Genomic DNA, 9,592 nt, shown 5'->3' with positions numbered 1-9,592 from the left:
CTCAGCTGGTGCCTCGGATGGTGGTCAGTGCTCTGATCGCCCCTTCGCGAGCTACATCGCACGGGTCTTTCTTGCCGACGTTGGCTTGCGACAGCGTCAAGCCGATGTCGAACACTTCTTGATCACTGGTTCCGACGGCGACGGAACAAACGCCTTCGGTATCCCTCGCGTCGTAGACGCCATACGCGACGACGGGATAGCCGTTGATGGGTTCCAATGGCGTGAACAGTGCGTACCGGGCGCCTTTGTCCTTGTAGAAGCTGGTCAGGCCGGCCGTAGCGGCCTTGTCGAAAATCACGCGGACCAGTGGGCGGCTGGCATCGGGCGGATTCCACGAGCAAGCGGGTCCGGCCGGCGATTCGAGGTCCGGCCTTGTCTGCACTTCGGGTCCGATCAGTTCTCCCGCTTGACTCTCCGAGAGTGCTTCGCAGGGAGACTGGCGGAATCGTGTGAGGTCGACCGGGGTCTCGACCTTCGGTACTCCGAGGCCGGGCACCTGATCCGTGGTGGCCGAAGTCGCGGTCTGACCTGGTGATTCGCTCGTCGGCTGCGGGTTGCCGCGAGTGGTACCGGTGCACCCGGTGAGGACGAGTGCCGTGACACCGGCGATGGGCAGAACGCGGCGCATCAGGCGAGGCCTTCCGGTTTCTTGAGCTCTGCAGCATGTTGTTCTTCGGTTGTGGTGTATTTGCCCAGAGCCGCGAGGAACTTGTCGGCCATCGCGTCGCAGTGGTCCGCGCGCGCTGAAAGCGACTGCATCAAAGCCTGACCGGAAGCCTGATCAGCTCGGCGTTGCCCTGGCTCGCGTATTCGAGCCCGGGGCCCTCGGTCTGCGCGATGCGCTCCGCGTCGAGCCGGTCGTCCCGGTAGTCCTGGGCCAGCTGCCGCCACTGGTTGGCCAGGTCATGCAGGGTTTCGGCGGAATACTCGAACCCGCCGCCGGTGCCGAGCGGGTTGAGGTCCTCGAGCAAGCCGCCGTACGTGGCCGCGTCCGGCTCCTCTGACTTCACAGTGTCTCCGACCAGGCACTCTGAGTTATCCGACGTCGGGGAGGTTACCAGGTTCGTCGCGCCGGCCGAGGTGGTTGAAGAGCAGGTTCAGGACGAAGGCCAGCACCGCCGTCACCGTGATCGAGCTGCCGCCGATCGTCTGCAGCCAGGCCGGGAAGTGCTGGAAGATCTTCGGCGCGAACGCCGGCAGCAGGCCGACGCCCAACGCCACCGCCACGACGAAAGTGTTGTGGTTGCCGGAGAACTCCACCGTGCGGAGGTTCTGCGCGCCGACCGCGGCGACCATCGCGAACATCACCACCGCGACCCCGCCGACCACCGGCTGCGGGATCGCCGCGATGAACGCGCCGATCTTCGGGACCAGGCCCATCAGCACCAGGATCCCGCCGGTCACCGCGACCACCCAGCGGCTGCGCACGCCGGTCATCCGCACCAGCCCGACGTTCTGCGCGAAAGCCGTGTCGGGGAAGGAGTTCATCACGCCGCCGAGCACGGCCGAGAAGCCGTCGGTGGCCAGGCCGCGCGCGAGGTCGGAGTCCGTCGGCGGGCGCCCGGTGATCTCGCCGACGGCGATCATGTCGGCGGTCGACTCGGTGAACGTCACCAGTATGACCACGCACATCGACAGGACCGCGGCGACCGGGAACGTCGGCGCGCCGAAGTGGAACGGCGCCGCGAGCCCGAACCAGCCGGCCGCGCTCAGCCCGTCCCAGTGCACCAGGCCCAGCGGGATCGCGACCACCAGCCCGATCGCCAGGGCCAGCAGCGGCCCGATCTGGTTGGCGAAGCCGCGCAGCACCCGCGTGAACAGCACGAGCAGCGCGAGCACGCCGAACGCGAGCAGGATGTGTGACAGGGCCGCGTAGTCCGGCGCACTCGGGTCGTTGCCCGCGATCAGCCCGGCGCCCGGGCCGAGCAGCGAGACGCCGATGACGAGCAGCAGCGTGCCAGTGACCAGCGGCGGGAAGAACCGGATCAGCTTCGCGAACGGCTTCGCGATGAGCAGCCCGAACACGCCGGACGCCATCATGGCGCCGTAGACCGCGGGCAAGCCGTACTGCGACGCGATGAGGATCATCGGGTTGACGACGCTGAACGTCGCGCCCGCCACCACCGGCAGGCGGATGCCGAGGAGCTTCCCGATGCCGATCGACTGGATCAGCGTGGCGATGCCCGCGACCAGCAGGTCGGCGTTCACCAGCAGCCCGATCGTCGCCGCGTCGAGCTTGAGCGCGCTGCCGACGATCAGCGGCACCGCGACGGCGCCGGCGTACATGATCGACATGTGCTGCAGGCCGAGCAGCGCCAAGCGGCCGGCGGGCAGGCCCTGGTCTACCGGGTGGACCTCGGGTTTCGTCATCAACAGCCCCCTTTTGCCGTGCCAGCCAACGCCGTGCGGATGACGGTAGCAAGACGCCGCCGTGATGATCGTGTTTCCGGGGTGCGGCGGATCGGGCCGCGATGTGTGACCATCGGTGCATGACATCGGGCGGTATTTCCCAGGTGGGCCCGCCGTTTCGCGCCGATCACGTCGGGAGCCTCCTGCGGCCCCCGGTGCTGCGTGACGCGCGACGGCGGCACGAAAGCGGTGAGATCGGTGCGGAGCAGCTCCGCGCGGTCGAAGACGACGCGATCCGTGACGTGATCAAGATGCAGCGAGCGGCCGGGCTGAGCTCGGCGACCGACGGCGAGTTCCGCCGGGCCTCGTGGCACATGGACTTCATCTACGCACTCGGCGGCATCTCCAAGAGCGACGAACGGCTGCACGTCAAGTTCCACAACCTGGCGGGCGACCTCGAGTTCAGCCCGCCGGGCCTGCAGGTCGACGGCAAGGTCCGGCTCGAGGAGCCGATCTTCGCCGACCACTTCCGGTTCCTGCAGTCCCATGTGGACGCCGGCGTGACGCCGAAGCTGACCATCCCGTCGCCGAGCATGGTCTACTACCGCGGCGGCCGGGCGGCGGTCAGCGAGACCGTCTACCCGGAGCTGGAAGAGTTCTTCACCGACCTCAGCGCGGCGTACTCCGCGCAGGTCACCGCGATGGCCGGCCTCGGCTGCCGCTACCTGCAGCTCGACGACACGAGCCTCGCGTACCTGAACGACCCGGCGCAGCGCGAGCTCGTCCAGCGGATGGGCGGCGACCCGGACACCCAGCACCTGCGCAACATCGCGACGATCAACGCGGCGCTGGAAGGCCGGCCGGACGACCTGACGGTGACGACCCACTTGTGCCGCGGGAACTTCCGCTCCTCGTGGGCCGCTTCCGGGAGTTACGAGTTCGTCGCGGAAGCCGTGTTCGGCGAGCTGGCCGTCGACGGGTTCTTCCTGGAGTACGACGACGAACGGTCCGGTGGTTTCGAGCCGCTGCGGTTCGTGCCGAAGGACAAGAAGGTCGTGCTCGGCCTGGTCACCACCAAACGGCCGGAGCTGGAAGACCCGGACGCCCTGGTGCGGCGGATCGAGGAGGCGTCGCGGTACGTCGACGTCGACCGGCTCTGTCTGTCGGGGCAGTGCGGGTTCTCTTCGACGGAGGAAGGCAACGACCTCACCGTGGACGACCAGCTGCGGAAGCTGGAGCTGATCGTGAAGACGGCCGACCGCGTCTGGGGCAGCCACTGATGATCACCTGCGTCGTCGACTACGTCATCGACCCCGCGAAACTGCCCGACTTCGAACGGTTCGCCGCCGCGTGGATGCGGTTGGTACAGCGAGAAGGCGGCGTCCACCACGGCTACTTCCTGCCCTCCGAAGGGGCGAGCGACGAAGCGCGCGCGTTGTTCAGCTTCGAGAGCTTGGCCGCGTACGAGCAGTACCGGACGCTGTTCGGCGTCGACCCGGACTTCATCGAGGCCGACAAGATCCGCGAGGAAAGCGGTTGCGTGATCCGGTACCGCCGGTCGTTCATGCGGCCGCTGCTGCCGGACGACGACCTCTGACGTGCGACACAGCGCGCAGCGGCCGCCGTCGGTGGTCGATCGTGTCCTCGATCTGCTTGGCGCCTTTTCCGCCGAGCGGCCACAACTCACGCTGTCGGAGCTGAGCCGTCGGGTTGGCTTGCCGTTGTCCACCACGCACCGGCTGGCCGGCGAGCTGACCCGGCGTGGCGCGCTCGTCCGCGATGACGCGGGTGCGTACCGCGTCGGGCTTTGGCTGTGGGAGGTCGCTTCGCTCGCGCCGCACGGGGCCGAACTCCGGGAGAGCGCGATGCCGTTCCTGGAGGACCTTTACGAGGCCACGCACCAGAACGTGCAGCTCGCGGTGCTCGACGGGCCGGAGGTCGTCTACGTCGAGCGCATCTCCGGCCGCGGCGCGGTCAACGTCCTGACCCGGGTCGGCGGCCGGCTGCCGGCCCACGCGACCGGCGTCGGCCAGGTGCTGCTCGCGCACGCGCCGGCCGACGTCCGAGCGGAGGTCGTCGAGAGTCCGCTGAAGGTGTTCACGCCCAAGACGATCAGCTCGGAAGGCGAGCTGCGCCGCGTGCTCGCGGACGTCCGGCGCAACGGGTACGCCATCAGCGACGGCCAGATCGAGCTGATCGCCCTCTCGGTGGCGGCGCCGGTCTTCGGCGCCGACGACGAGGTGGCGGCGGCGATTTCGGTGGTCGTGCCGGCGGAGGGCACCGACCCGAGGACGCTGGTCCCGGCGGTGCGCGCGGCGGCGCGGGGGATCTCGCGGGTCCTCGGCGCCCCGCGCGCGCTGCGGACCAGCGGCGAACCTCACTGATCGACTCCTCGACGAGCCGAGCGGGGTGTGCTCAGATGAAACCATGGGTGAGCAGGGAGTGAGCACGGTTCTCGTCGTCGGCGCCGGGCAGAGCGGGTTCCAGGCCGCGGCGTCGCTGCGCGACCGGGGCTTCGACGGCCGGGTCGTGCTGGTCGGGGACGAACCCGGCGTGCCGTACCAGCGGCCGCCGCTGTCGAAGGCCTACCTGGCCGGGACCGCCGGGCTCGAACAGCTGCACCTGCGCGGCGAGGACTTCTTCGCCGAGAAGGGCATCGAACTCGTCGACGCGCGCGTCAAGTCGATCGACCGGGCCGCGAACCGCGTTCACTTCGACGACGACGAGGAGCTGGCCTACGACCACCTCGTCCTGGCCACCGGTGCGCGCAACCGGGCGTTGCCGGTGCCCGGCGCGGACCTGCCGGGGGTGCTGGCCCTGCGCACGCGCGATGACGCCGACCGGCTCCGCGCGTCGCTGTCCGAGGCGCGGGACGTCGTCGTGGTCGGTGGTGGCTTCATCGGGCTCGAGTTCGCGTCCCACGCCGGCCGTCCGGTGACAGTCGTCGAGGCGCAGGACCGGCTGCTCAACCGCGTCGCGTCGCCCGAGATCTCCGCCTACTTCGCTTCGCTGCACCGCGAGGCCGGACACACGGTCCTGCTCGGCCAAGGCGTTTCCGCGCTGCACGGCGACTCGCGGGTGCGCGAGGTCGAGCTGTCCGACGGCACGCGGCTGCCCGCCGACCTCGTGGTGATCGCCGTCGGCGTCGTGCCGGAAACCGCGCTCGCCGAGGCCGCCGGGCTGGACATCGCGAACGGCGTGGTCGTCGACGCGCACCTGCGCACGTCCGACCCGCGGATCTTCGCGATCGGCGACTGCGCGAACTTCCCGTGCGTGCAGTCGGGCGCGGCGACCCGGCTGGAGTCGGTGCAGAACGCCGTCGACCAGGCCCGGTGCGTGGCCGCGGCGCTGACCGGCACCGAAGAGCCGTACGCGAGCCTGCCGTGGTTCTGGACCGACCAGTCGGGCGCGAAGCTGCAGATCGCCGGGATCCTCGACCGCGCCGACCGGACGGTGGTGGCGGGTGATCGCGAGGCGGGCAAGTTCTCGGTGCTGTCCTTCTCGGGCGACGTCCTCATCGCGGTCGAGTCGGTGAACCGCCCGGCCGACCACATCGCCGCGCGGCGGCTGTTCGCCGCCGACCCGCACCCGGCGTACGCGGACCTCGAAGCGAGCGGGTTCGACCTGAAGGCGCACCTGAAGGCGCGCGTCGCCTGAGATCGTCAACTCGTGGTTGACGCACCCAGTGCGTCAACCTACAGTTGACGACATGAACCTGCCTGACTACTCCGTCAAGCTCGACGACCTCATCACCGCCATCAAGAGCAACAACGACCAGGACGCCCTCGCCCAGCTCTCCGACGCCGTCTACATGGGCGAGCACCTCGGCGACGTCGCTGACCACCTCATCGGCCACTTCGTCGACCAGGCCCGCCGTTCCGGCGCGTCCTGGACCGAGATCGGCAAGAGCATGGGCGTCACCAAGCAGGCCGCGCAGAAGCGGTTCGTGCCGAAGGTGGACCCGGGTGGTGACGCCTCCGGCGCGATCGAGCGCGTCTACGGCCGCTACACCGACCGCGCGCGGCACGTGATCGTCGCCGCGCAGAAGGCGGCCATCGACCACCGCAGCCCGGCGATCGACACCGTGCACCTCGTGCTGGGCCTGCTCACCGAGCCCGCGGCCCTCGCGGCGGGCGCGATCCTCGCCCAGGGCGTCACGCTGGAGACCGTCCAGGAGACGGCCGAAGCCCAGCTGCCCGAGCCGGCCGGCGAGGTGCCCAGCCCGATGCCGTTCAGCGCCGGGGGGAAGAAGGCCCTGGAGCTGACCCTGCGCGAAGGCCTGCGGCTGGGGCACAACTACATCGGCACCGAACACATCCTGCTGGCGCTGCTGGAGCAGGGCGAAGGCGTCGGCTTCCAGGTGCTCGACGGCCTGGGGATCAAGAAGGACAAGGCCGAGGCGAAGATCGTCGCGGTCCTGACGGAGATCCTCGCCGCGCGGGGCCAGTGAGGCTGCTCTGATCGGGATGGACCAGGGGGTCTTCCCGCTCAGGCACCCCGGAAAGCCGTGAAGGCCTCCTTACCGGCTCTTATGGCCGGTAAGGAGGCCTTCACGGCTTTGAAGTCAGGCGTCGGACTCCGGGCGGCCGTCCTCGGCCCACGCGGTGTGGAACGAGCCGTCGCGGTCGACGCGGCGGTACGTGTGCGCCCCGAAGAAGTCGCGCTGGCCCTGCACCAGGGCCGCCGGGAGGCGGTCGGCGCGCAGGCCGTCGTAGTACGCCAGCGCCGTCGAGAAGCCCGGCGTCGGGATGCCCAGCCGCACCGCCGTCGAGATCACCGAGCGCCACGAGTCCTGCGCGTCCTCGACGGCCTTGCGGAAGCCGCCCGAGGTGAGCAGGGTCGGCAGGCCCGGCTCTTCGGCGTAGGCCGCGGTGATGTCGTTGAGGAACTTCGCGCGGATGATGCAGCCGCCGCGCCAGATCGAGGCGACCTTGCCGAGGTCGATGTCCCAGCCGTACTCGGTCGCGCCGGCCTGGATCTGGTTGAAGCCCTGCGCGTACGCGACGACCTTCGAGGCGTACAGCGCCTGCTCGACGTCGTCCGCGAAGCGCTCCAGCGACGAGCCGGTCAGCGGCGTCCGCGCCGGGCCGCCCAGGCCGCGAGCCGCCGAGCGCAGCGACGTCGAGCCGGACAGCGAACGCGCGAAGACGGCTTCGGCGATGCCCGAGATCGGGACGCCGAGGTCGAGGCCGATCTGCACGGTCCAGCGGCCGGTGCCCTTCTGCTCGGCGGCGTCCGCGACGACGTCCACGAACGGCTTGCCGGACGACTTGTCGACGTGCGCCAGCACCTGGGCGGTGATCTCGATCAGGTACGAGTCGAGCCGGCCGGTGTTCCAGGTCCGGAACACGTCGGCGATCTCCGCGGGGGAGTAGCCGCCCGCGCCGCGCAGCAGGTCGAACGACTCCGCGATCAGCTGCATGTCGGCGTACTCGATGCCGTTGTGCACCATCTTCACGAAGTGGCCGGCGCCGTCGGCACCGATGTGCGTGCAGCACGGCTCGCCGTCGACCTTCGCCGAGATGTCCTCGAACAGCGGGCCGAGGGACTCGTAGGACTCCTTCGAGCCGCCGGGCATGATGCTCGGCCCGTGCAGCGCGCCTTCCTCGCCGCCGGAGACGCCGCTGCCGACGAAGTGCAGCCCGCGCTCGCGCAGGGCCTTCTCACGACGTCGGGTGTCGGCGAAGTGCGCGTTGCCGGCGTCGATGATCACGTCGCCGTCTTCCAGCAGCGGCGCGAACTCGTCGATGACGGCGTCGGTCGGGCCGCCCGCCTTGACCATGATCACGACCTGCCGGGGCCGCTCCAGCGCGTCGACGAACTCCTGCGCGGAGTACGCCGGGATGAAGTCGCCCTCGTCGCCGAACTGGTCCACCAGCGTGCGGGTCCGCTCCTCGGACCGGTTGTGCAGGGCCACCGTGTGCCCGTGCCGCGCCAGGTTCCGGGCCAGGTTGCGGCCCATGACCGCCAGGCCGGTGACCCCGATGCTCGCCTTCTTGCTCATCCGCATCCTTCCGAAGACTCTCTCGATTCAGACTAAGCACTGTGCGGCTTCGCCGCTCCGTTGAGGGGGTGGTGGGGATATGGGTGGTCTAGTCCGAACGTGCGCTCAAGGAAGGCACGAAGACGCGGCTCACTCAGTTCAGGAAAAGCAGCGGATCGGCTCGCCGTTGAACGCGACCATGTCCATCACGGCCGCGACCAGGTCGATCTGCGCGCCCCACTCGGCGCCGTCCAGCTCGGCGTACGCCCGGTGCAGGTTGCCAGGCAGCCGCTCCTGCTCGGTCAGGCCCGCGAACTCGCCGAGGTCGGTGTCCTTGGCCAGCTCCAGCGGGCCCAGCCCAGCAGCCTTCCCGCGTTCGGCCGTCTTCTGGACGAAGGCCAGGTAGCCGTCCACTGTGTCCACGACGTCCAGGCCACACGCCGGGCCGTGGCCGGGCAGGATCACTTCGGGCTCCAGCTCGCGGATGACGTCCAGCGCGGCCCGCCAGCCGGCCACCGAGCCCATCAGCGCGAACGGGCTGCCGCCGTTGAACACCAGGTCACCGGCGTAGAGCACGCGCTGCTCGGGCAGCCAGACGAGCACGTCGTTGGTCGTGTGGGCCGCGTGGCCGGGGTGGATCAGCTCGATCGTGACGTCGCCGGCGTGCACGGTCAGCCGGTCGTCGAACACGACCTCGGGCGGGCGCGACCGCAGCTCGCCCCAGTCGCTGCCGGTGAAGATGCCGTCGAACGTCTGGATGCCCTCGGCGACCATCAGCTCGCGGGTCTTGCGGTGCCCGATGATCGTGGCGCCCTCGACCAGGTAGTTGCCGTTGGTGTGGTCGCCGTGGTGATGGGTGTTCACCAGTGTCGTCACCGGGCGGCCGGTGGCGCCTTCGACGGCGGCGAGCAGCGCGCGCGTGCGGCGCTCGGTCGAGCAGGTGTCGATCAGCACGGTGTGGTCACCGGCTGCGACGAACCCGCAGTTGTTGATGTACCAGGAGCCGTCCGGCTGGACGTACCCGTGGACCTGGTCGGCCAGCCGGGTGACGGCGGCGGCGGAGGGCGAGCGATCGGTCACGCGGCCCACTATGCCCCAACGGCGTGCCCGCCGGTTGGCGCAGCGATCACGAATGCGCTGGTCCAGGCGAGTGACAACCCAGGTGGCTGGCGTTCCGCGACATTTCCTGGAACGCTGCGCGATGTCATCATCGAGATCCGCAGGGCAAGCACTAACCTGGGTGGGTTCGATAGTTCGCGT

10 protein-coding genes are annotated in these 9,592 nt (G+C 69.7%); 5 read left to right on the top strand and 5 right to left on the bottom strand.

The window, feature by feature from the left end:
- Position 1 precedes the first annotated feature (1 nt).
- The 3 genes from ACLJQZ_RS21810 to ACLJQZ_RS21800 all read right to left on the bottom strand — a co-directional run bounded on the left by ACLJQZ_RS21810 (position 2) and on the right by ACLJQZ_RS21800 (position 2,370).
- Positions 2-628, bottom strand: a complete 627-nt coding sequence (locus tag ACLJQZ_RS21810) for a DUF3558 domain-containing protein (protein ID WP_410621755.1) — start codon at positions 626-628, stop codon at positions 2-4.
- 130 nt (positions 629-758) lie between these two features.
- Entirely contained in the window at positions 759-1,010 is a 252-nt protein-coding gene (locus tag ACLJQZ_RS21805; protein WP_410621754.1) for a hypothetical protein, read from the bottom strand.
- Positions 1,011-1,035: 25 nt separating this feature from the next.
- Positions 1,036-2,370 (bottom strand): nucleobase:cation symporter-2 family protein, encoded by a 1,335-nt coding sequence (locus ACLJQZ_RS21800; RefSeq protein ID WP_410621753.1) that lies wholly within the window; start codon positions 2,368-2,370, stop codon positions 1,036-1,038.
- A gap of 119 nt (positions 2,371-2,489) precedes the next feature.
- Between ACLJQZ_RS21800 and ACLJQZ_RS21795 the strand changes: the two genes are divergently transcribed.
- The 5 genes from ACLJQZ_RS21795 to ACLJQZ_RS21775 are packed head-to-tail and all read left to right on the top strand — an operon-like array spanning position 2,490 to position 6,799.
- Complete coding sequence (locus ACLJQZ_RS21795; protein WP_410621752.1) at positions 2,490-3,629, top strand: 5-methyltetrahydropteroyltriglutamate--homocysteine S-methyltransferase; 1,140 nt, start codon at positions 2,490-2,492, stop codon at positions 3,627-3,629.
- Positions 3,629-3,946 carry an NIPSNAP family protein gene (locus tag ACLJQZ_RS21790; RefSeq protein ID WP_410621751.1) on the top strand — a complete coding sequence of 106 codons (318 nt, stop codon included), beginning with the start codon at positions 3,629-3,631 and terminating at the stop codon, positions 3,944-3,946. Before ACLJQZ_RS21795 ends, ACLJQZ_RS21790 begins: the two co-directional genes overlap by 1 nt.
- Position 3,947: 1 nt before the next feature.
- Positions 3,948-4,733, top strand: coding sequence for an IclR family transcriptional regulator (locus tag ACLJQZ_RS21785; RefSeq protein ID WP_410621750.1), 786 nt, complete (start codon positions 3,948-3,950; stop codon positions 4,731-4,733).
- Between the two features lie 58 nt (positions 4,734-4,791).
- Complete coding sequence (locus ACLJQZ_RS21780) at positions 4,792-6,006, top strand: NAD(P)/FAD-dependent oxidoreductase (RefSeq protein ID WP_410621818.1); 1,215 nt, start codon at positions 4,792-4,794, stop codon at positions 6,004-6,006.
- 52 nt (positions 6,007-6,058) lie between these two features.
- Complete coding sequence (locus ACLJQZ_RS21775; protein WP_410621749.1) at positions 6,059-6,799, top strand: Clp protease N-terminal domain-containing protein; 741 nt, start codon at positions 6,059-6,061, stop codon at positions 6,797-6,799.
- A 114-nt stretch (positions 6,800-6,913) separates the two neighbouring features.
- Here the strand turns inward: ACLJQZ_RS21775 and gndA are convergent, their stop codons facing one another.
- On the bottom strand, positions 6,914-8,353 hold the full coding sequence (gndA, locus tag ACLJQZ_RS21770; protein ID WP_410621748.1) for an NADP-dependent phosphogluconate dehydrogenase: 1,440 nt from the start codon (positions 8,351-8,353) through the stop codon (positions 6,914-6,916).
- Positions 8,354-8,491: 138 nt separating this feature from the next.
- Positions 8,492-9,412, bottom strand: coding sequence for an MBL fold metallo-hydrolase (locus ACLJQZ_RS21765; RefSeq protein ID WP_410621747.1), 921 nt, complete (start codon positions 9,410-9,412; stop codon positions 8,492-8,494).
- Between the last annotated feature and the right edge of the window lie 180 nt (positions 9,413-9,592).

This window comes from Amycolatopsis sp. cmx-8-4 (assembly GCF_046548675.1).
Classification (GTDB): domain Bacteria; phylum Actinomycetota; class Actinomycetes; order Mycobacteriales; family Pseudonocardiaceae; genus Amycolatopsis.
Note: the sequence above shows the minus strand (reverse complement) of the source record. Positions and strands in the feature narration are given on the sequence as shown.

Bases quoted from the DNA above. Each gene is read 5' to 3' on its own strand.
- gndA (WP_410621748.1), bottom strand. From the start codon at position 8,353: ATGAGCAAGAAGGCGAGCATCGGGGTCACCGGCCTGGCGGTCATGGGC.
- ACLJQZ_RS21800 (WP_410621753.1), bottom strand. From the start codon at position 2,370: ATGACGAAACCCGAGGTCCACCCGGTAGACCAGGGCCTGCCCGCCGGC.
- ACLJQZ_RS21775 (WP_410621749.1), top strand. From the start codon at position 6,059: ATGAACCTGCCTGACTACTCCGTCAAGCTCGACGACCTCATCACCGCC.
- ACLJQZ_RS21790 (WP_410621751.1), top strand. From the start codon at position 3,629: ATGATCACCTGCGTCGTCGACTACGTCATCGACCCCGCGAAACTGCCC.
- ACLJQZ_RS21810 (WP_410621755.1), bottom strand. From the start codon at position 628: ATGCGCCGCGTTCTGCCCATCGCCGGTGTCACGGCACTCGTCCTCACC.
- ACLJQZ_RS21795 (WP_410621752.1), top strand. From the start codon at position 2,490: ATGACATCGGGCGGTATTTCCCAGGTGGGCCCGCCGTTTCGCGCCGAT.